The following is a 22,866-nucleotide window of genomic DNA, read 5'->3' on the forward strand; positions in this document are numbered from 1 at the left end:
CTGCCATTGAAAACCTTATTGACGCTATTTCTCTTCCTGACTGTTTGTCTGGGTGGACAACAAGTTTTTTCGCAAGTTGGACCTAAGAAGGCGAAACAGGATACCGTAAAAAATTCTTTCGGCTTGAAAGAGAAACAAAGACTTGGAATCAGGTCTTTGTCTAATTCCTTTTCTCCATTGCCAGACAATGTGCATAGGAAGGTAGAATATGATGCCGTAAATAAAAGATATATCATTCAGGAGCTGGTTGGTGATAAGCCATTCGGTACAGTGCAATACCTAACCGTAGAGGAGTACCTGCGTTTGGTAAACAGCGAAATTAAGCGGGATAATTGGCGTGTGCTTTCTGATCAGGAGGTAAATGATGTAAGAAAGACCGGGATTATTCCAAGTTTGAAGATTAACAGTAAGGCTTTTGAAAGGATATTTGGAGGTACAACGATCGATATTCAACCACGTGGTGAAGCAGAACTTACCTTTTTAGGAAGAATCAATAAAAACGAAAACCCTTTATTTAACGAGCGTCAGCGGGTACAAGGGAATTTTGATTTTAACCAACGCATACAGATGGATGTGATTGGTAATATCGGTACCAAGTTAAAGATCAACATGAACTACAATACGGAAGCTCAATTTGATTTTGAAAACCAGGTTAAGCTGGATTATACTGGTGGTGAAGATGATATTATACAAAAAATAGAAGCGGGTAATGTGAGTTTACCGCTAAATACAACACTGATCAGTGGTACGCAGGCGCTGTTTGGGGTAAAAACACAGTTGAAATTTGGTAAACTAAACGTAAGTACCGTTTTTACGCAACAGAAATCTCAATCCAGACAAATACAGATCAATAATGGCGCGCAACAAAATGAGTATAGATTGAGCGCAGACAATTACGAAGCAAATAAACACTTTTTCCTGGCTCAATATTTCAGGGATAATTATAATAAATCACAATCTAATGCCCCAACCATCACTTCGGGGGTGTCAATTACTAAAATAGAGGTTTGGATTACCAATAGGGCAGGAAGTACACAAGATTCACGGGACGTATTGGGTTTTCTGGATCTTGGTGAAAATAGGCCTTATAATTCGGCAATAGCAGGTGGGAGATCGGTACTGCCTTCGGGTTTTACAAATCCGGTATTTCCTAGGAACTCCAATGACCTTTTTGATAAGATTCCCGCTGATTCTCGTAACACCAATTCTAATGCGATCATTGGCTATTTCGAGGATAAAGGCAAAACAGATAACTACGCGAAGTTAACTTATGCAAGGAAGCTGGCTGATAGAGAATATACTTTTCATCCCCAGCTGGGTTATATATCCTTAAATAATGGATTGAATAGTGATGAGGTACTTACGGTAGCTTACCGATATACTTTTAATGGTGTGGAGTATCAGGTTGGTGAGTTTTCTACGGATGTTCCTTTTGATCCGGCAACACCTAAGGTTTTGTATACCAAATTATTGAAAAACGAAACGATAAAAACCAATTTACCAACCTGGGGATTGATGATGAAAAACATCTATTCTATTGGCGGTTATCAAATCAGTCAGCAGAATTTTAAATTGGATATTTTTAGAATTGACGAGAAAACAGGTGTTGAAAAACCACTGATACAGGAGGGCGAAAAACTGGATGCTGACCGTAAGCCACTTAATGGCAAGCAGTGGATACAGATCACAGGCTTGGATAGGCTGAACCAGCAAAATGAGCGTAAACCAGATGCGGTATTTGATTTCCAGACAGAAAACAAGCCATTTGGCTCTAATGGAAGTAACGGACAGAACACTTCATTTGGTAATGCGGGTAATACTAGCGGTACGACGAATAGCCTGGTAAATTTTTCCACCAATACCGTTAATGGTTACATTACGATAGATCCATTAAATGGCCGGATTATATTCCCTATTATCGAACCTTTTGGTAGGGACCTTGCCAGTCAGTTTTTGCCATCAGAACAAGCGCTTAGCGACAGGTATACTTTTACAGCACTTTATGATTCAACGAAGGTTGTTGCTCAGCAATTGTTTAGTAACCAAAATAGGTACATCATTAAAGGGGCTTATCAATCAGAAATTGCTTCTGAGTTTAGTTTAAATGCGATCAACGTTCCAGAAGGATCCGTGAAAGTATTTGCCGGTACGATTCCTTTGCAGGAAGGTATTGACTTTACAGTAGATTACCAGGGCGGTAGGGTAAGGATTATCAATCCGGCTTTATTAAGTTCGGGACAACCGATCAGGATCACTACAGAAAATAATGAGTTGTTTGGATTACAGCAGCGGTCGTTATTTGGTACGCGATTAGATTATAAGGTAAACAGCAAATTAAATCTGGGGGGTACTTTAATGAACCTTACCGAGAAGCCGCTTACCCCTAAAGTGAATATTGGTGAAGAACCGATTTCGAACACTATGTGGGGATTGGATATGAGCTACAGTTCACCTTCAAGATTTTTGACTAAGTTGGTGGATAAATTACCATTCCTTTCTACCAAGGCGCCATCGAATATTACTTTTGCCGGTGAGTTTGCGCAGTTAATTCCAGGACATCCAAGTGCATTAAATTTTGGTGGACAAAAGGGTGGAGTAAGTTACCTTGATGACTTTGAAGCTTCACGTTCGGTGATAGATTTGAAAAGTGCTATCGCTTGGCAGTTGTCGGGAACACCTCAGCTTTTTCCAGAAGCAAGCAGAATGGACGATTTGAGCTACGGTTTTAACCGGGCTAGAATTGCATTTTATAATATAGACCCAATTTTCTATAACCGGAGTTCGGGAGATTTACCTGCAAGCCTTAGGAATAATGTAAATGAACGCTCCAATCATTATGTGCGTGAGATTATTGAGCAGGAGGTTTTTCCTTTTAAAGAAACGAGCACCGGACAGGCTTATACCTTACCAACGCTTGATGTTGCTTTTTATCCTACTGTTCGCGGCCCTTATAATTATACAACTACAGGATTTAATGCCAATGGAACATTGACTAACCCTAGATCAAGATGGGGTGGCTTGTTCAGGAAAATTGAAACAACCGATTTCCAAGCCTTGAATATTGAATACATTGAACTTTGGGTGATGGACCCAAATATTTATAAGCCAAATTCGACGGGAGGTGATTTATATTTCAACCTTGGAAATATCTCTGAGGATATTTTAAAGGATGGTCGTAAATCATTAGAAAATGGTTTACCTGCAAATGGTGATCCAAATGCTTATGATGAAACCACCTGGGGTAGAGTACCAAAGTTACAACCAGTGGTACAAGCGTTTGATAATGATCCTGCTGCCAGAAAAGTACAGGATGTAGGATTGGATGGATTATCTAATGCAAATGAGAAAGCGAAGTTTTCTACGCTGATCAATCAGATAAAGGGACAATTAAATCCTGATGCTGCGGCTGAGTTTGATAATGACCCTTCATCAGATGATTATGCATATTTTAGGGGTAGACAACAGGATCAGGCTAATGCCGGAATATTGAGACGCTACCAACGTTATAATGGTCCGGAAGGAAATTCGAAGACTTCACAGCAATCGATGGAAGACTTCGGCGTAGACAATTCTGCTTCTACGTCTTTGCCTGATGGCGAGGATATCAATAGGGACAACAACATGACCCAGAGTGACGAGTATTTTCAGTATAAAGTTTCTATGCGTCCTGGCGATTTAATGGTTGGACAGAACTTTGTTACGGATAAGGTTACTTCGCAGGTGAAGTTGGCCAACGGACAAACTCAAGCGGTAACCTGGTATCAGGTTCGCATTCCATTGGCACAATACCAGCAAAAGGTAGGAAACATTCAGGATTTTAAATCGATTAGATTCATCAGAATGTTCATGACAAACTTCGCCGATACAACGGTGTTGAGGTTTGGAAAGATTCAGTTAGTGAGAGGAGAGTGGAGACAGTACAATGCGGCTAATGAGGCCTCGCAGGTGATCCTTGATCCACCTTTGCAAAATTTGGGTCCTGATAATTCAACCATTGAAATATCAACAGTAAATATTGAGGAGAACGGTAAGAGAACACCTATTCCTTACGTAGTGCCACCGGGTATTGAGCGCGAACGTGATTTTAGCAATTACCGTGGGGATACGAGACAGAATGAGCAATCGCTTGCCGCAACAATAAAGAGCCTACGTGATGGTTATGGAAGGGCAACATTTAAAACTGCACTGAACGACTTCAGGTCATACAAGCACCTGGAGATGTATATTCACCTCGAGGCATTGGGTACCGCGATATTAAATGATAACGACCTGCATGCTTTTTTAAGAATAGGAACGGATAACCAGGATAACTACTACGAATATTCATTGCCTTTGAAAGTGACCAGACCAGGCACGAGTGATCCATATGCAATTTGGCCAGATCAGAATAAGATGGACATTGAGTTGGAGCTGTTCCAGAAAGCAAAGTTGGAGCGGAATAAGGCATTGGATGTGGATGGATTTCCATGGAACATTAGCAAGCCTTTTAAGTATGTAGTTGATGGAAGAACAATTATTGTAAAGGGGCAGCCTGATATGAGCAAGGTTCGGGTGTATATGCTCGGCGTACTGAATCCATCCCGGAACAATGCAAATGGCAATGGTGATGATGGTTTGGATAAGAATGCGCAGGTCTGGTTCAATGAAATGAGACTGACTGAGTTTGACGAACGTGGGGGTTGGGCTGCTACCGCAAGGATGAATGCCAAGCTTGCTGATTTTGCAGATGTGAATGTATCAGGTAGTAAATCAACAATAGGATTTGGATCATTAGAAAAACGAGTAAGCGAAAGAAATCGCGCAGATAATGTGTTTTTTGATATTTCTTCAAGCATGGAGCTTGGAAAATTCTTCCCTCAAAAAACTGGGATCAAGATTCCTATGTTTGTGAGTTATTCAAGCCAGGTGAGTACGCCTCAGTACGACCCTAAAACACCTGATATTGAGTTGAGCAATGCTTTGTCAAAAGCATCAAGTTCTGAGAAGAAAGCGATTTTAGAGTATGCTCAGGATTATACAACAAGAAATTCTATCAACTTTACCAATGTACGCAAGGAGCGCACAAATCCTGATAAGAAGCCTCAGGTATGGGATATTGAGAACTTTAATGTAAGTTATGCTTATACGAAGTTTGCACACCGTGATTTTATCAACGAAAAGAATATCCAGCAAACTTACAGAGGGTCGCTGGCTTATAATTACGCTGGACAGTCGAAAACGGTTGAGCCTTTTGCAAAGATCATCAAGTCGAATACATTAGCTTTATTAAGAGATTTTAATTTCAATATACTGCCAAATGCCTTGAACTTCAGAATTGATGTAGACCGTTATTATTCGGAAAATACATTGAGAAATAATGATCCGAATAATTATATCCCTATCAATACGACCTTTAATAAGAACTTTTTGGTTACGCGGGTTTATGGTATTTCATGGAACTTAACGAAGTCGTTGACGCTGGATTTTGATGCGACAAACTACTCCATCATTGATGAACCAGAAGGTAAGATTGAAGGAATGAAGCGTGATACGGTATGGAATAATTTAAAACGACTGGGTAGAACAACCGACTATAACCACAACATGAACATTACCTATTCACTGCCATTAAATAAGATTCCTGGCATGGATTGGGTAACTGTGGCCACTAGATATGGAACTAACTTTAACTGGCAAACGGAAGCGCTATCGACCTTAAGAGATCCATTGATTGATCTGGGGAATACGATACAAAACTCTAGAACGATACAGTTAAATCCAACACTTAATCTTGCTGGTTTATATAATAAATTCGGTTTTGTAAGGCGTGCAAATGCTGGTGGCGATAATCCACCGAGTGGTTCATTCCTTGTTGGTTTATTAACCAGCATCAAGAATGTAAATGCGGCTTATACTAAAACTCAGGGGACATTTTTACCGGGCTACCTACCGAGAGTAAGTTATTTTGGTTTGGACGAAGCTACTGGGGCACCAGGGTTAGGCTTTGTGTTTGGTAGTCAGCGCGACATCAGGGAAATGGCTTTAAGCCACAATTGGATTACCAGAGACACTTTACAAACACAACTTTACATCAATACTTTAAGAGAGGATTTAAGTTTAACAGGATTAATTGAGCCGATTAAAGATTTGAGCATTACACTTACGGCGAATAAAAACAGGACCTTAAATTACTCTACTAATTTTAGATATGACCAAACCATATCGGATTTCCAGAGTATGAGTCCTTTTACAACCGGAGATTATAGTATTTCCTACATCTCTATTGGAACAGCGTTTTCTGAAAAACAAGGCAGTTTGGTTTCTAAATTGTTTAGTCAGTTTATGGACAATAGGCAAGTGATTTCTCAACGTTTGGGTAGGCAAAATGCCAACTCTGTTGGCAGCGCTGGTGGTTATGCCGATGGTTATGACAAGAATTCTCAGGATGTGATTGTCTCGGCATTTTTGGCTGCTTATAGCGGGAAGAGCGCATCATCAATCAATTTGAATTCTCAGCCAAAGATTCCATTGCCAAACTGGCGATTGAATTATAGGGGGCTTACCAGGATTGGTTTCCTTGCGGAAACATTCAGTTCGATAGATCTTCGACATTCGTATCGCTCCGTATATAGTATCAATGGTTTTAATTCCTTGATTCGTTATAAGGAAGATAATGGTGCTGTAGTGACCAGAGATGAAAACAGAAACTTTTTACCATACTATCAATATACTCAGGTGACTATTGCCGAGCAGTTCTCGCCACTAATTGGGGTAGATACACGGTTAAAAAACAACATGACGGCTAATTTTGAAATAGGACGCACACGGATGCTGGGACTAAGTTTGGCCAATAGTCAGCTGGCGCAGCTATCGGAAAACAACATGGTCTTTGGTTTAGGTTACCGTACGACTAAATTCAGGTTCCCTTTCGGTTTGTTTAAGGAATTGAAAATGGATAACAACATGGACTTTAAGTTGGATGTCGCCGTGAGAGATAACAAGACCGTTATTTACAGATCCGATGTTGCAGAGGCAGAGGTTTCTTCGGGGGCTAAAAACATTACCTTACGACCAAGTGTTGATTACATACTAAATCAGCGATTTAATGTGAGGGTGTTTTATGATTCCAATGTTACCAAGCCGTATACCTCACAATCGTTTAATACTTCGTTTAGTAATTTCGGCTTTAGCCTAAGGATTACGCTGAATTAGAGTTGTTTTAAATGATGAGATTTAATTACCTTTGACGCGGATTGGGTATAAGCTTACCTGATTTTGAATTAAAATATAGCAACTAACATATAATATTAAAAAAATGAATTTTCCATCAGAATTAAAGTACACAAAAGATCACGAATGGGTTAAAGTTGAAGGTAATGAAGCTTTTATCGGTATTACTGATTTTGCACAACGTGAGTTAGGTGATATTGTATATATTGATATCAATACTGTAGGTGATGAAGTAGGTAAAGATGAAGTTTTCGGTACTGTTGAAGCGGTTAAGACTGTTTCAGATTTGTTTATGCCGGTAACAGGTACAGTATTAGAAATCAATGCTGCTTTAAATGATAATCCTGAGTTGGTAAACTCTGATCCTTATGGCCAGGGATGGATGGTAAAAGTGGCTATTTCAGATGCATCTCAAGTAGATGGACTGTTAACAGCTGATGCTTACAAAGCACTGGTAGGCGCTTAATAAATGAGCATCTTTGGACAATTAAAGTATCAAATTTGGGCCGTGCTATGGACCATTGTCATTGTTGTGCTTTGCTGCATGAGAATGCCTTCGGGCGGTGGCGGTGGCTTCTTTTTTCAAGGCTTTGATAAATTTGTCCATATGGGCTTCTTTTTTGTGCTAACTATACTCTTGTTTTACGGCAAGATTAACTATCAACACAATTATAGTTTTAGCTCCTTAACTATCTTTAAAATCATTGTAATTACTGCCGCTTTGGGTGGAGGAATAGAATTGTTACAATGGAAGTTTTTCAGCTACAGATCTGCCGAATGGTGGGATTTTGGTTGTGATATGATCGGTGTGTTTATGGGAGTTTTTAGCTATGTATTATTACATAAATCAAATTATGCAAAGACTGATCATTAAGCTAGGTTTATTGTTGTTGGTTTGCCTGGTAAGCAGTTGCAGCGTTTTTAAAGGAGGCTGCAAATGTCCAAAGGTGAGTTATAACAATTATCCCAGGCGATAGTTTATCCTTTGAGGTTAGGACCTCAATAGTGCATAAAATGACCAAATAAAGACCGTATAGGATGGCTTTCCTATACGGTCTTTATTTGGAATTATTATAAATTAAGTCTAAATTGCGCCCCTATCATACCACGCAGTAAATCATGGGTCTACCCTTTAAAAATGAAGCTCTTGGTTGATTTATAAAAACCTTAATATAGATGAAACTTTCACAGCTTAATCCAGGAGAACAAGGAACTATTGTCGCATTTACAGATTTAGAGATGTCTCTAAAATTAATGGAAATGGGTTGCTTGCCTGGCGAGATTGTAGAAGTTGAACGGTTTGCGCCACTTGGTTGCCCGATCGCGATTCGGGTGGCGGGTTATCAACTTTGTTTACGTAAAAGTGAAGCATCTGTTATTATAATACAATAGTGATTTGGGAAGAGATATAAAAATTGCCTTAGTTGGTAATCCCAATACTGGAAAATCTACACTTTTCAATCTCCTTACCGGATTAAATCAAAAGATTGGAAACTTTCCAGGGATTACAGTAGATAAAAAAGTAGGTTACTGCAAGTTGAACAATGGTAAACAGGCTGAGGTCATAGATTTACCTGGTACTTATAGCTTATATCCGAAAAGTAGAGACGAGAGTATCGTTTTTCAGGTATTGGCGGATAAAAATAATGCTAGTCATCCTGACGTAGTGGTATTGGTAGCTGATGCTACAAACCTTAGAAGAAATTTACTCCTTTACTCGCAGGTTGCTGATTTGAAGCTACCTGTTGTTTTGGCTTTGAACATGACAGACATGGCCAAAAAGGAGGGGATAGAAATCGATATAGATCAGCTTTCGCAAAGATTGGGGATCCAGATTGTTTCTATATCCGCCAGAAGTAATTCAGGTTTGGATCAGCTAAAGGAAGCCATCAGTAATACCACCAAAATACCTACCCAGGTTGATGGTGCTGATGTGCACGTACTGGCTCCCGAGGCCATAGATTTGGCCAAAAAACATTTAAAAACAGACAACGATTATTTTGCATTGCAGGTGCTTCATCAGTATGAAACGCTCGATGTTTTTTCTGCCATAGACAGAAATGTATTTGATCAGATTAAAAAGGAGTATCATTTCGACTCGTCGAAATTACAGGCTGCCGAAACGATAGCCCGTTACCGTTACTTGGGAACTATACTCACAGGGATAGTAAAAGATACAGGTGCAGCGAAGAAGTTTGTCTTTAGTGATAAGATTGATGCTGTCCTGACCAACCGCTTTTGGGGGTTCATTATTTTCATTGGTATATTATTTTTTATTTTCAATTCGATTTTCTCCTGGTCTTCGTACCCGATGGAGTTGATTGAATATACTTTTGTATGGCTTACCGAATACGGTCATCAACATCTTCCTGAGGGGATTCTTACCAATTTATTTTTGGATGGTATACTTGCAGGTTTAGGTGGTGTAGTGATTTTTATTCCGCAGATTGCAATACTTTTTGCCTTTATTTCTATTCTGGAAGATACTGGCTATATGGCTCGCGTGACTTTTATGATGGATAAGATCATGCGTAAGTTTGGATTGAGTGGTAAATCTGTTGTACCAATGATTGGTAGTTTGGCTTGTGCCGTTCCTTCTATCATGAGTGCAAGGAACATTGAAAGCTGGAAAGACCGGATCATTACGATTATGGTCGCTCCGCTGGTGAGTTGTTCGGCCAGATTACCAGTTTATACCTTATTGATTGGATTGGTAGTGCCCGAGAAAATGATTTGGGGCTTTATCAATTTGCAGGGATTAACCTTGATGGGGATGTATCTGATCAGTATTGTTACGGCCATCCTCGTAGCGTTTGTGATGAACTTTTTGATCAAGGCTAAGGAGAAATCATACTTTATTATGGAGTTGCCGGTATACCGGAAGCCGCGTTGGAGCAATGTGCTTTACACCATGTATGAAAAATCTAAAACCTTTGTTGTAGAAGCCGGTAAGGTGATTATCGCCATTTCAATTATTCTTTGGGTATTGGCTACTTACGGACCTTCTGAACGGTTTGCGGAGATAGACAAAAAATATGCGGCCATAGAGGCGCAAAAAGATAGTGTGCAGATTAGTACGCTGGAGAGAGATAGGGCTGCTGAAAGATTGGAAAATTCTTATGCCGGAATATTGGGTCATGCTATTGAGCCCGCGATTAAGCCATTAGGATTTGATTGGAAGATCGGGATTGCCCTGATCACTTCATTTGCAGCCAGAGAAGCTTTTGTGGGTACCATGGCGACTATTTATAGCGTTGATGGGGGAGATGAAGAAGTGGCTACGATAAGGAACAAGATGAGGAGTGCCAAGAATGCCGAAACGGGATTGCCTGTGTTTACATTTGCTACGGCATTTTCTTTAATGTTGTTTTATGCTTTTGCAATGCAGTGCATGAGTACAGTGGCTGTAGTTTATCGGGAAACAAAATCGTGGCGATGGCCGGTTACTCAGTTGGTCTATATGACTTCGCTGGCTTATGTGGCCAGTTTAATCGCTTATCAGCTTTTAAAGTAATTTAGCTATATTGTGATCGTGGAAAAGGAGAAAGTCTTATCACAATATATGCCCATAGATGCTGCACCGATCATAGCTAAATGGATTGATTATTTTCAATGTGAGTTTAAGATCGCCAAAGGAAGGGCTACTAAGCTTGGCGATTACAGGCATCCTTATAAAGGTGATGGGCATAAAATTTCTGTAAATAATAACCTTAATGCTTATGCGTTTCTGGTAACTACAGTTCATGAATTTGCTCACCTGTTAACCTGGAACGATCATAAAAACAGGGTGAAGCCTCATGGAACTGAGTGGAAGTATAATTTTAAGAGAATGATGGTTCCTTTTTTGGAACAAAACATTTTTCCTGATGATGTTAAACAAGCGATCATTAGTTATTTAAGTAATCCTTCTGCTGCGAGCTGTACAGATTTAAAACTTTCCCGAGCCTTAAAAAAATACGATGAGCTGCTAGACGCTTCAAGGCTGGAAGAACTCCCATTACATGCTGTGTTTACGATTAAAGATGGAAGGCAGTTTAAAAAGGGCGAAAAGCTGAGAAAAAGGTATCGTTGTGTTTGTCTGGATAACGGGAATATTTACCTATTTAACCCACTTGCAGAGGTTACGTTAGCGGCTACAGGAACATAATCTTAATAAGCCAATAACCGTTTAACAGTGTCTTGCAGACGACTTTTTGCAAGAAAATCATCTTCTAAAACTTTACTCATTGGAATTGCAGTATCACTGCTCGCGCAACGCATTACCGGGGCATCCAGGTATTCAAAGCAATGTTCAGAGATCCAGGCAGCCAGTTCGGCTCCAAAACCAGAACTCAGTGTGTCTTCATGTAAAATAAGTACTCTTCCTGTTGTTTTAACTGCATTGGCGACCGCTTCTCTGTCCCAAGGTTGCAAACTTCGTAAATCTACTAAAGTCGCTGAGTGGTCAGGATTCTCACTCAAATAGGATAGTGCCCAATGTACACCCAAGCCATAAGTGATGATACAAAATTGCTCACCTTGTTTTAAAACATTTGCTTTGCCGATTTCAAAGGTATAAAAGCCCTGCGGAACCGGGCCACTTAAGCTTCTGTATAAGTATTTATGCTCGAAATAGATGACCGGATTCGGGTCTTCGATTGAGGCCAGCAAAAGACCTTTGGCATCCTGAGGGAAAGCTGGATAAACTACTTTTAGTCCGGGGGTTTTAGTAAACCAGGCTTCATTGCTTTGCGAATGGAAGGGGCCAGCACCGGTACCTGCGCCAGTAGGCATCCGTACCACAACATCGGCCTTTTCTCCCCATCGGTAATGGGTTTTGGCAAGGTTGTTTACAATTTGATTAAAACCGCAGGTGGCAAAATCAGCAAATTGCATTTCCATCATCGCTTTACAGCCATTGATAGAGAGCCCCAATGCTGCACCAACAATAGCTGATTCGCAGATCGGCGTATTGCGTACCCTGGCTTTTCCAAATTCCTGTACAAAACCATCCGTAATTTTAAAAGCACCGCCATATTCTGCAATATCCTGCCCCATTAATACCAGGTTTTTGTGTTTTTGCATGGCAACTTTAAGCCCGTCTGATATGGCATCAAGGTACCGCATTTCTGTTGCTGCTTTGGTAGCTGGTATGGTTGTCGAAACGTAAGGGAAATACATATCCTCAAGTTCTACTTCGGTATTTACTTCAGGCTCATCTTCATTAAAGGCATTTTCAACATCTTGTTCAATCTGGCTTTTAAACCTTGTTTTTATTTCAGCTATGGATTCGATTGTGAGGACTTGCTGTTCCTGCAGGTATTGTTCAAAATTTCTAACCGGGTCTTTGGCGGCCCATTCTTCGAATAATTCCTGCGGGACGTATTTTGTTCCCGAGGCTTCTTCATGACCGCGCATTCTGAATGTTAAACATTCGATCAGTACTGGTTTTGGATTTTCTCTCATACTTGTAGCAACCTGATTAATCAGGTCGTACACTTCGAGAATGTTATTGCCATCCACCTGAAAGCCTTCAATTCCATATCCAATAGCTTTGTCGACCAGATTTTTGCATTTAAACTGCTCGTTAATTGGGGTGGAAAGTCCGTAGCCATTGTTCTCTATTAAAAAGATGACCGGAAGGTTCCATACTGCGGCAACATTAATGGCTTCATGAAAATCACCTTCGCTGGTGGCACCTTCACCCGTAAAAACTAAGGTTGCTTGCTTTTTTTTTTCAATCAAATCAGCTAATGCAATGCCATCAGCAAGAGCCATTTGAGGACCGAGGTGAGAGATCATCCCGATGATGCGGTGTTCTTGTGTGCCAAAATGAAAAGAGCGGTCTCTGCCCTTGGTAAAGCCGGTGACTTTACCCTGCCACTGGGCCATTAATTTTGTGAGTGGAATATTCCTGGAGGTAAAAACCCCCAGATTTCTGTGCATGGGAAGGATGTACTCTTCATTGTGCATGGCAAGTGTACTGCCTACAGCAATTGCTTCTTGTCCAATACCAGAAAACCATTTCCCTATACGACCCTGACGAAGTAGGATAAGCATTTTTTCCTCTACCATTCGAGGGTAAAGTAAGCGTAAATATAAATTTAGCAGTGTTGCGTTATCCTTATCTTTTCTGTCGAAGGTCATGGTCAGAGGTCTTTATTTCCCTTATTTTTTTCTTCGTATAATTTAGCAAAAGATTTGGGAGCAACAGTCGGCATTTCTCGGTATTTTCCTGCTGACTTTTTAAAGAGGAATTTAAGCAGGAAATTCTTGAATTTTCCGCCAAACCAGTCCATTCTTGACCTTTTTAGCATTCCGGTTTTCCAAAGTTTCCAGCCAATTTCTTCTTTTTTTGTATTCTCATGCGTTGCAGCTGCATCCCTTCGGTTTAGCAGTAGCATTTTATGGATGTCGATTTTAACTGGACAAACTTCAGAACATTTTCCGCATAAGCTGGAAGCGTAACTCAAATGCTTAAAATCCTTCATTCCTTTTAAATGAGGAGTGATGATGGAGCCAATTGGGCCGCTGTAGGTCGTATTGTAAGTATGACCACCAATGTTTTTGTAAACAGGACATGCGTTTAAACAAGCCCCACATCTGATGCAATACAAACCTTGACGCTGGTCTTTTTGAGCCAATAGGTTGGTTCGACCATTGTCGAGCAATATCACATACATTTCTTCCGGGCCATCAGTTTCTTCGCCACGTTTAGGACCGCTTAATATGGTATTGTACACCGTTAAGTTTTGCCCAGTGCCATGACTGGCAAGCAATGGCCAGAACAGGTCGAGGTCGGCCATTGAAGGAATGATCTTTTCAATGCCCACAATAGCAATGTGGATTTTAGGGAAGGTGGTACAAAGTCTCGCATTCCCTTCATTTTCTGTTAATGCAATACTTCCGGTATCGGCAATCAGAAAGTTCCCACCACTAATTCCAATATCTGCATTAAGGTATTTTTCTCTCAAAAGCTCACGTGCCTTTTGAGTTAGTTGTTGTGGTGTAAAGTCAAGTGGAGTACCAAATTTCTCATGAAACAGCTTCGCAATATCCTCTTTATTGAGGTGCATTGCAGGAGTTACAATGTGGTAGGGCGGTTGTCCAAGTAGCTGAACAATGTATTCTCCCAAATCACTTTCCAATGATTCAATCCCGTTTTCTCCTAGAAATTCATTGAGGTGAATCTCTTCGGTAGTCATGGATTTTGATTTAATTACGGTTTTGCCACCGTTTTTTTTGATGATATTGAGGATTTCTTTTTGAGCTTCTTCAGCAGTATTGGCCCATATTACTTTGCCGCCTCTGCGTTGGAAGTTGGACTCGAACTCAGGTAAAAATTTGTCCAGATGCTCCATCACCCGCCATTTAATCACATGAGCCTTCTTTTTGGAGTTCTCTAGATTTTCGAATTTAGACAACCCTCGCTCAACGGCAGCGTTATACTTGCCGATATTATAATTAATAGTTGTGCGATGCCCTAAATCAAAGGCCTTCTCATCTGCCTTTGCCAAAAAATCCTCAGATACCTTCATATGCTTCCAAATATAAAAATAATTAAGTTTATGACTTGCATGTTGGGTTTATATTACCTTTTGTTTACTAGATACCCCAAATTTGGGCATAAAAAAACCTGCCGGCTTGGGCAGGTTTTAACAATGTTAATGGGATGCTTATTTTTTATTCTTCTCTGCCTTGATCATTTCTGTTCCGGCAAGTAAAAATGCGCCTAAACCATGGGTGTCATTTAATTCGGTTGGACGGGTATAGTAAAATTTAAGTGCCTCATCCATGTTCGTGCCAATGCAAACGTCCTGCATCTGACCATCAGGGGTGATTTTGGTCACTAATCCTTTCCAACCTTCATTTGCTATTGAAATATATTTAGGGTTAATCCAGCCTTCATTTACCGCATGGGCTACCGTATAAACATACATTGCAGTAACTGAAGTTTCTAAATAAGAATCAGGTTTGTCTAGCAATTGGTGCCATAGTCCAGTCTGATCCTGATAACGGGCAAACCCTGAAATCTGACGTAACAATAGTTTAATTAACTCCGGTCTTTTAGGGTGATTAGCTGGTAAGTTATCCAATAATTGTGCTTGTGCAACGGCCAACCAACCATTGGCACGACCCCAGTGGCCCACACCCTGTAAGTCTACATCTTCATAATAATTATGGAAAAATAGACCTGTTCTCGTGTCGTAAAGGTATTTGTTAAAGCTTTCTACCTGTTTAATGGCATCGTCAAAATACTTGGTGTCTCCGGTAGTTTTACCCATTCTGGCCAGCAACGGGACGCTCATAAACAAATCGTCTGCCCACATGGTTCTGTAACGCGGATTTGGGCGTGACAATGTTCCATCGGCTAAGCGAAGTTGTTTATTGGAGATATAATCTGCCGCTCTTTGTAGGTAGGCTTTGTATTCTGGTTTATTGGCCAACGCATTTACATCCGAAAGCCCTGCTCCCATGGCACCACATGCATCCAGGTTGGTGATGTTAAAAACGGCACCAAACTCCGTTCTGGGGTTTTTGGCTTTATATAAGGTTTCAAAATACCCAAGATTGCCAAATATGAATTCAAAGTTGTGTAGCGAATAATCTGAGTACTTCTTATCCTTAAGTACATCAGCCATCTGCATCATACCTATGGTTAAAACGCCATTTACATACATCCATTTATTAAACTTGCTCGCCACTTTTACATCTGGAGAGGAAGCCAATCCTTTTGTAGATTCGTAAGTCTCGTTTGTTTTCGTGTTTACAAACTTGAATGTGGTGTTCTGAATAATATTGTCTGCCACTTTTCTGACAACAGTTTCAGTATCGCTGTCTTGTGCAAAGACACAGTTTGTCCCCATTAAGGCGGCCAGGAGAAGGGTATATTTCATAATTATTTCTTAGTGTTTTTTGCGCGGATGGCTTTTACCTCTGCTACTGAAATTCCCCCTGCTTTATTACCAAAGCTATTTCTAACGAATGATAATACATCTGCAATTTCCTGGTCTTTTAGGAAATTGTGAGGAGGCATGATATTGGTATAAGTTTCTCCGTCAATTTCTTCGCCGGTGGAAAGTCCATTAAGGATGACGTTGATCAGCCTCATTTTATCGCCCAATACGTAGGATGTTTTAGTAAGCGGTGGATTCATGTTTGGAACACCGGCACCATCTGCCATGTGGCAGGCTAAGCAATACTGACCATATATTTTCTTTCCGTTGGCCATTACTGCTCCCGTCACTACCTTAGGCTTTGCCGCAGGCGCTTTTTTTCCTTTTGTCTGAGCAGATAATTTTATTCCACCTGTCGTTAAGATCAATAAGATCATTAAAACTCTTTTCATGCTATTCTATTATTTTTTGTTATATACGATGCGGTAGATTGTTCCTTTAGCATCGTCAGTTACGTAAAGAGAGCCGTCGGCGCCTTGTGCAAGTCCACATGGGCGGTGATCTGCTTTATTCATGGCTGCTTTTTCTGGAGTACCGGCAAAGTTATCCGCAAAAATCTCCCAGTCACCAGATGGTTTACCATCTTTAAATGGCTGGAAAACTACGAAGAAACCTTTTTGAGGTTCAGGTGCGCGGTTCCATGAACCATGGAAAGCGATGAAGGCTCCGTTTTTATACTTTTCAGGGAACATATTTCCAGTATAAAATAGCAGTCCATTAGGCGCCATATGTGCAGGGTAAGCAACTACTGGGTCAAGGTATTTAGGATCAGCTTCTTTTTTCTTGTCACCACCGTATTCAGGAGCTACAATTTTCTTGTGTTGTAAGCCATCATAGTACATAAATGGCCAGCCCGCATTGTCGCCCTTTTTTAAAGCATACAAACATTCAGCTGGTAATTCAGCAGATTCTTTAGTGTCGTAAATTTCTGGCCAGGAGCTATTCAGGTTATCACGGCCATGTTGCATCACGTATAGCTGATTGTTTTGTTGATTCCAGTCTAAGCCCACTACATTCCTTAAACCCGTAGCATAACGTATACCTTCGTCGTAGCTCTGGTTTAGTTTGTCTTTTTTAAACTGCCAGATTCCGGCTGCTGAGTCTAATAAAGGACATCCTGGGATACCTGGAGATCTTAAGCCGCGATCTTGTACCTGGCAAGAGTTTGAAGGTACGCCAATGTTTACGTATAAGTTTCCATCATTGTCCAATACAATAGATTTTGTTTCGTGTTGACGGCCCATTTTTAAACCTTTAACGATGGTTTCAGGGTTGTTTGGGTCTATTACCTCGTTTTTGTCGTTTAATTTGTATCTAAATACTTCTTTGTTTGAAGAAGCGTACAAGTATCCATCTTTCATATAGATGCCGGTACCACCATAGTTACCAAAACCCCCAGTGATTTGGGCTCTGCCATCACTATTTTCTTTTAGCACAATGATTCCCTTTTCTTCTTTTACTCTAGCAAGTTTCACATAGATCGTGCCTTGAGGTGTAACTACAATATGTCTTGCTTTAGCACCTATATCGGCCACCTTTAAAGCGCCAAATCCTTCGGGTAGTTTTAAGCCTACATTGTCTGCATCTGGCTTAGGACCACCCAAAGCTGAGATGTCTTTAAATGCATAAAGGGTGAAAAATACGAGTGCGCTAAGTAAAACTGGTATTAACAGTATTTTTTTCATTGGTTGTTTTGTTTAAAAGGTTAAGAAGCCCGGGCAATTTTATAATTGACTATATAAAATTATCATTTCTATGCCGGCTTTCTCGTAAGTTAACGTAATAAAGCAGTTGCACACCAAAGGATAGGGGCCTGTCCATGTAAATCGCCAATATTTCTTTTACGATCTAAATAATACTGCAAGTCGTTTTTCTTGTTTGTGCCCTCACACACCTCTGTAATATCGTTGTTCTCATTGATATAAGTGATCAATTTAAGCCATCCCTTACGTGCTGCTTTGCCATACACTTCTTTATCCAACCAGCCATTTTTCACACCTGTGATCATGGCGAAAGTAAACATTCCTGTTGCTGAAGTTTCTGGCCAAGATTCTGGTTTATCAATCAATTGACGCCACATACCATCTTCGGCCTGATACTTTAGCAAGGAAGCCATCATGTCTTTATAACCCTTCATAATTCTGCTGTAATTAGGGCTAGTTTTTGGGAGCGACCTTAACAATTCGGCCATTCCTACTGCCATCCAGCCATCTCCACGTCCCCAATAAAAAGGTACATCAGGGGCATGATAAAATAGTCCATTAGGTTTTTGCAATTGATCCAGATAAAAGACCATTTCTTTAGCTGCACGGTCTATGTATTTTTGATCGCCTGTAGCTCTGTAAGCCTGAGCTTGTAAAGCGGTAATCATAAACATATCATCAATCCATAAGCGGGTCTGCCAGGTATAGCCTTGGTCATAATAACCTTGTGATTCTTTTACTACTCTTGGGCCCTCAGGAGGTCCCCATTGCTTGTCAGCTATAGAAATACCTAGATCCAGGTATTTTTTCTCTTTAGTTTGCATGTACAATTCCAAGGGAACTGAACCAAATACGCTATAATCCACATGGTCAGGTATAGGGATCATTTTAGCTTCTACCCCAAATAGTGGTTCAAACCGTTCTTGTAGTTTTTTAACAAGTTTACCGTCTTTATTTTCTTTTGCAAAAGTTAATGCGCCATACCAGGTACAGGTTTCTGGGTAGGTGATTACCTTGGGTGGGCCAGGTCTGTTAAAATTGCTATGTGGGGTTTCATTAAAGTGGTAAGCTATTTTTGTCCCAATTTCTTTTGGTGAAGCTCCTTTTGGCCAGTTTTTTAAATCAGCATCCTTAGACTGGGCATAAAGGTTGCCTTGTCCCACAACAGTTAGGGCGGAGGCTAGACAGGCAATACCTAAAATAGAGTTTTTGTTCATAATTATTGCTTTGTAATGAGCTTTGGTTTTACTTGTTTAGTTGATTGTGCAAATTAAAGTTAGCTTTAATTTGATGCTTTAAAAATGTGCGAATTGCTGGTGGAGCCGTATTGCTGCATTTTGAGCTATAATTCCGGCTTAATGGTAAGATCACTTAGAACTTAGCTAAATTGGGACAGTATTTTTTATCCTATTATTATTCAATTGCATTAGTAAATTAGTGTTTTGAAATACTGATTTAATTTAAATGCTCACAGTTTAACCTTAAAATTAACATTGTATGAAGAAGTATCTTGGTTTGGCTTTTATAATTGCTTTATCTGTAAACGCGAAGGCGCAACACCGTCTAGAAAAGCTTTGGGAAACTGATAGCGTAGTTAACCTTCCCGAGTCGGTATTGCCTGATACAAAAAGTAAAATACTGTATACTTCGGTGATGGGTAATAACCCTAATGATAAGGATGGCATAGGCGGGGTAGCTAAAATCGGAGTGGATGGCAAAGTGATTGATCTGAACTGGGTAACAGGATTAAACTCGCCAAAAGGATTGGCAAGAATTGGGAATGTGGTGTATGCTGCTGATTTAACTGATGTGGTGGTAATTGATATAGCAAAAGGGAAAGTGACCTTGAAAATACCAATAGATAGCGCAAAGTTTTTGAATGACATTACGGTGAGTGATAAGGGGATTGTATATGTTTCGGACTCAAGAACCAAACGCATTCATAAAATAGAAAATAACAAACCGACCTTATATATGGAAAATATAAATGGTGTGAATGGCTTAAAGGCTATTGGTGATGATTTATTCATTGCAGGAGGAAAGACCATATGGAAAGCTGACGTGCAAAAGAATATGACGAAACTTGCTGAATTGCCCAATGGTATTGATGGTTTAGAGCCTGTGGGAAATGGTGATTTCTTGTTAACCAGTTGGGGTGGTTATGTTTATTATATGTATGCTGATGGTAAATATGATTTGTTGTTGGACACGCATTTAGAGAAAAAGAATACCGCTGATTTAGGGTACGATCCGGTTAAAAAGATTTTATATATCCCTACTTTTTACAAAAAGACAGTTATGGCTTATCAGCTTAAATAATTCTTAACAAAGAGTTTATATTAAGTGCTCAGATTCGTAATTTAAAAGCTTGAAATTAGGAGCCTGATTTTATCAAATCAGGCTAACACACATACAGGTTATATTATGGAATCGAGAAGAGCATTTATTAAAAAATCATTGTTATTATCCGGTGCTGCAGGGCTTTCTACTATGCTCCCAGCATCTATACAGCGGGCGTTGGCGATCGACCCCAAATTAGGGAGTAGCTTTCTTGATGCTGAACATATTGTTATTCTAATGCAGGAAAACAGGTCGTTTGACCATTGTTTTGGTACGCTGCAAGGTGTAAGGGGATTTAATGATCCTCGCGCCATCACACTTCCAAACCAAAAACCGGTATGGATGCAAACTGATGCGCTTGGAGATACTTATGCTCCGTTTCGTTTAAATATTAAAGATTCTAAAGTTACCTGGACGGGGGATTTGCCGCACTCCCGGGCTAGTCAGGTTGATGCTTATAACAGTGGGAAATACGATAAGTGGTTAACTTCCAAGAAATCGGGAAATAAAAAGTATAGTGATATGCCTTTAACTTTAGGTCATTATACCCGCGAAGATTTGCCGTTTAATTATGCAATGGCTGATGCCTTTACGGTATGTGATCAGAACTTTTGTTCGGGCATGACCAGTACCACACCTAACCGATCTTTCTTTTGGACGGGTAAGATTAGTTATGATCTAGATGGACTGCAAAAAGTAAACATCAGAAATGACGATTTTAGTTATGGAAAATTGCCATGGAAGGCTTTCCCCGAATTGCTGGAAGAAAATCATATCGCCTGGAAGTTTTATCAGAATGATTTAAGTTGTGGCGGTGGATATAAAGGTGAGGAACGTGCCTGGTTAGGCAACTTTGGCTGTAATTTATTAGAGTTTTTTGCTGCTTATAATGTGAAGTTCTCATCTAGATATGTTAAAAATCTGCAAAAACTGGTAGAAACACTTCCAGGAGAAATAAATAAACTGCAGGAGGCGAGTCCTTCGAGTGATGCTGCTGCTAAAAAGATAAATGCGGATCTGAAAAAGAAAATGGAAGCGCTGGATAATGCGGCTTCTGAATTAAAAAAATGGAGTCAGCAGGAGTATGATAAATTATCTGATCGACAAAAGACTTTGTTTAAAAGTGCTTTTGTGACCAACTCTGGTGATCCGGATTACAGAAGTATTACTACATTAAGTTACAATGACGGAAATACTAAAAGGGAGGTTACAGTTCCTAAGGGCGATATTTTGCATCAATTCAGAAAAGATGTAAATACAGGTAAATTACCTGCTGTTTCCTGGCTAGCCGGTCCGCAGAACTTTTCTGATCATCCAAGTGCACCGTGGTATGGAGCTTGGTACGTTTCTGAGGTGATGGATATCCTGACCAAGAATCCTGAAGTGTGGAAAAAGACCATCTTTATCACTACTTACGATGAGAATGATGGTTATTATGATCACGTACCGCCATTCTCTATTCCAGATGCTAAAGTTCCAGGAACGGGTTTAGTTTCGAAAGGAATTGATACAGAAGTAGAGCATGTGCGGTTGGCTAATGAATTGAAACAGGGAATCCCGGAAAAGGCAGCAAGGGAAGCGCCTATTGGATTGGGCTTTAGAGTGCCTATGCTGATTGCTTCGCCATGGAGCAGAGGAGGTAGGGTTTGCTCGGAGGTTTTTGACCATACTTCGACCTTGCAGTTTCTGGAAACATTTTTCACTAAGAAACTCAATAAAAATATCAGAATTGATAACATCAGCGAATGGCGTAGAACGATATGTGGTGACCTGACTTCGGTATTTACTCCTTTTAATGGCGAAAAAGTGGATAAAATCGATTTTCTTGACCGCAATAATATGGTTGAAACCATTTATAATGCCAAGTTTAAAGGTGATCCATCAGGATTTAAAAAGATAACCGATGCTGACTTGACTACGTTTGCCGCAAATCCGCAGGCTAGTGGATTGATGTCGAGCCAAGAGAAAGGCATTCGTCCTTCTTGTGCCTTACCTTATGAATTGTATGTAGATGGCAAATTGCAGGATAATGGGAAGAATTTTGAAATAAAATTAAAAGCAGGGAATACTGTTTTCGGTAAGAATGCTTCTGGTGCTCCGTTCACAGTTTATGCACCTGCGAAGTTTACTGACTCATCGACTGATATCGGTGCTCAGGTTTGTAGAAACTGGTCATTTGCGGTTAAAGCGGGCGATACTTTAGCTTATAGTTGGCCACTTGATGCCTTTGACGGAGGAAAGTATCACCTTAGGGTAAACGGACCGAATGGTTATTATCGTGAATTTAAAGGAACAAGTAATAATCCGGGCTTGGTAGCGCTATGTACATACGAACGTAATGAAGCAAGTGGTAGGCTGACGGGTAATGTGTTGTTGAAATTGGTAAATAACGGTTCTAAGGCCTATGAGCTCTCGATTAAAGATCAGGGCTACCACAATAATGATGTTAAAAAGAAAATAGCTGCGGGCGGTACCCAAGAACTTGTGCTGGATTTAAAACGAAGCCATGGCTGGTATGATTTTAGTCTTCTGGTTGTGGGAGTAGATCATTTTGAGCAAAGGTATGCTGGAAGGGTTGAAAATGGACTTGCCAGTTTTAGCGATCCGGTGATGGGTGGAATTGTATAGATTATTTGTCAATGATAAATAAGTTTGTTTAAATTGGTAGAAACAATAAA

The 22,866-nt window shown here is 40.2% G+C and carries 14 protein-coding genes; 8 read left to right on the forward strand and 6 right to left on the reverse strand.

Annotated elements, in window-relative coordinates:
* From sov to FBD94_RS10620, 6 genes are all read left to right on the forward strand, one after another.
* Complete coding sequence (gene sov, locus FBD94_RS10595) at positions 1-7,191, forward strand: T9SS outer membrane translocon Sov/SprA (protein WP_136880199.1); 7,191 nt, start codon at positions 1-3, stop codon at positions 7,189-7,191.
* 103 nt (positions 7,192-7,294) lie between these two features.
* Entirely contained in the window at positions 7,295-7,675 is a 381-nt protein-coding gene (gene gcvH / locus FBD94_RS10600; RefSeq protein WP_131609155.1) for a glycine cleavage system protein GcvH, read from the forward strand.
* 3 nt (positions 7,676-7,678) lie between these two features.
* On the forward strand, positions 7,679-8,083 hold the full coding sequence (locus FBD94_RS10605) for a VanZ family protein (RefSeq protein ID WP_136880200.1): 405 nt from the start codon (positions 7,679-7,681) through the stop codon (positions 8,081-8,083).
* Positions 8,084-8,385: 302 nt separating this feature from the next.
* The gene (locus FBD94_RS10610) at positions 8,386-8,601 is read left to right on the forward strand and encodes a FeoA family protein (RefSeq protein ID WP_090777697.1); all 216 of its coding nucleotides are present in this window, start codon (positions 8,386-8,388) and stop codon (positions 8,599-8,601) included.
* A 4-nt stretch (positions 8,602-8,605) separates the two neighbouring features.
* Positions 8,606-10,723: a ferrous iron transport protein B gene (gene feoB, locus FBD94_RS10615; RefSeq protein WP_136880201.1), complete on the forward strand. Its 2,118-nt coding sequence runs from the start codon at positions 8,606-8,608 to the stop codon at positions 10,721-10,723.
* A gap of 18 nt (positions 10,724-10,741) precedes the next feature.
* Positions 10,742-11,356: a SprT family zinc-dependent metalloprotease gene (locus FBD94_RS10620; protein WP_235884441.1), complete on the forward strand. Its 615-nt coding sequence runs from the start codon at positions 10,742-10,744 to the stop codon at positions 11,354-11,356.
* Positions 11,357-11,358: 2 nt separating this feature from the next.
* On the opposite strand, the gene FBD94_RS10625 is transcribed toward FBD94_RS10620, so the two are convergent.
* From FBD94_RS10625 to FBD94_RS10650, 6 genes are all read right to left on the reverse strand, one after another.
* Entirely contained in the window at positions 11,359-13,263 is a 1,905-nt protein-coding gene (locus tag FBD94_RS10625) for an alpha-ketoacid dehydrogenase subunit alpha/beta (protein WP_235884443.1), read from the reverse strand.
* Between the two features lie 74 nt (positions 13,264-13,337).
* A complete protein-coding gene (locus FBD94_RS10630; protein ID WP_131609147.1) occupies positions 13,338-14,726 on the reverse strand; it encodes a LutB/LldF family L-lactate oxidation iron-sulfur protein in 1,389 nt (462 codons plus the stop codon).
* Positions 14,727-14,864: 138 nt separating this feature from the next.
* Complete coding sequence (locus FBD94_RS10635) at positions 14,865-16,085, reverse strand: glycoside hydrolase family 88/105 protein (protein ID WP_136880202.1); 1,221 nt, start codon at positions 16,083-16,085, stop codon at positions 14,865-14,867.
* Positions 16,086-16,087: 2 nt separating this feature from the next.
* Entirely contained in the window at positions 16,088-16,537 is a 450-nt protein-coding gene (locus tag FBD94_RS10640) for a c-type cytochrome (RefSeq protein ID WP_136880203.1), read from the reverse strand.
* Between the two features lie 9 nt (positions 16,538-16,546).
* Positions 16,547-17,830 carry a PQQ-dependent sugar dehydrogenase gene (locus FBD94_RS10645; RefSeq protein ID WP_136880204.1) on the reverse strand — a complete coding sequence of 428 codons (1,284 nt, stop codon included), beginning with the start codon at positions 17,828-17,830 and terminating at the stop codon, positions 16,547-16,549.
* 89 nt (positions 17,831-17,919) lie between these two features.
* Complete coding sequence (locus FBD94_RS10650; protein ID WP_136880205.1) at positions 17,920-19,065, reverse strand: glycoside hydrolase family 88/105 protein; 1,146 nt, start codon at positions 19,063-19,065, stop codon at positions 17,920-17,922.
* Between the two features lie 280 nt (positions 19,066-19,345).
* Between FBD94_RS10650 and FBD94_RS10655 the strand changes: the two genes are divergently transcribed.
* Both FBD94_RS10655 and FBD94_RS10660 read left to right on the forward strand, forming a co-directional pair.
* Positions 19,346-20,167 (forward strand): SMP-30/gluconolactonase/LRE family protein, encoded by an 822-nt coding sequence (locus FBD94_RS10655; protein WP_131612984.1) that lies wholly within the window; start codon positions 19,346-19,348, stop codon positions 20,165-20,167.
* A 105-nt stretch (positions 20,168-20,272) separates the two neighbouring features.
* Complete coding sequence (locus tag FBD94_RS10660; RefSeq protein ID WP_131612983.1) at positions 20,273-22,816, forward strand: phosphocholine-specific phospholipase C; 2,544 nt, start codon at positions 20,273-20,275, stop codon at positions 22,814-22,816.
* Positions 22,817-22,866: the final 50 nt, after the last annotated feature.

It is taken from the genome of Pedobacter hiemivivus, assembly GCF_005144565.1.
GTDB lineage: Bacteria > Bacteroidota > Bacteroidia > Sphingobacteriales > Sphingobacteriaceae > Pedobacter > Pedobacter hiemivivus.

Excerpts from the sequence above, each read along its gene's own strand:
- gcvH (WP_131609155.1), top strand. The coding sequence starts at position 7,295 with ATGAATTTTCCATCAGAATTAAAGTACACAAAAGATCACGAATGGGTT.
- FBD94_RS10605 (WP_136880200.1), top strand. The coding sequence starts at position 7,679 with ATGAGCATCTTTGGACAATTAAAGTATCAAATTTGGGCCGTGCTATGG.
- FBD94_RS10610 (WP_090777697.1), top strand. The coding sequence starts at position 8,386 with ATGAAACTTTCACAGCTTAATCCAGGAGAACAAGGAACTATTGTCGCA.
- FBD94_RS10625 (WP_235884443.1), bottom strand. The coding sequence starts at position 13,263 with ATGGTAGAGGAAAAAATGCTTATCCTACTTCGTCAGGGTCGTATAGGG.
- FBD94_RS10630 (WP_131609147.1), bottom strand. The coding sequence starts at position 14,726 with ATGAAGGTATCTGAGGATTTTTTGGCAAAGGCAGATGAGAAGGCCTTT.
- FBD94_RS10635 (WP_136880202.1), bottom strand. The coding sequence starts at position 16,085 with ATGAAATATACCCTTCTCCTGGCCGCCTTAATGGGGACAAACTGTGTC.
- FBD94_RS10640 (WP_136880203.1), bottom strand. The coding sequence starts at position 16,537 with ATGAAAAGAGTTTTAATGATCTTATTGATCTTAACGACAGGTGGAATA.
- FBD94_RS10645 (WP_136880204.1), bottom strand. The coding sequence starts at position 17,830 with ATGAAAAAAATACTGTTAATACCAGTTTTACTTAGCGCACTCGTATTT.
- FBD94_RS10650 (WP_136880205.1), bottom strand. The coding sequence starts at position 19,065 with ATGAACAAAAACTCTATTTTAGGTATTGCCTGTCTAGCCTCCGCCCTA.
- FBD94_RS10655 (WP_131612984.1), top strand. The coding sequence starts at position 19,346 with ATGAAGAAGTATCTTGGTTTGGCTTTTATAATTGCTTTATCTGTAAAC.
- FBD94_RS10660 (WP_131612983.1), top strand. The coding sequence starts at position 20,273 with ATGGAATCGAGAAGAGCATTTATTAAAAAATCATTGTTATTATCCGGT.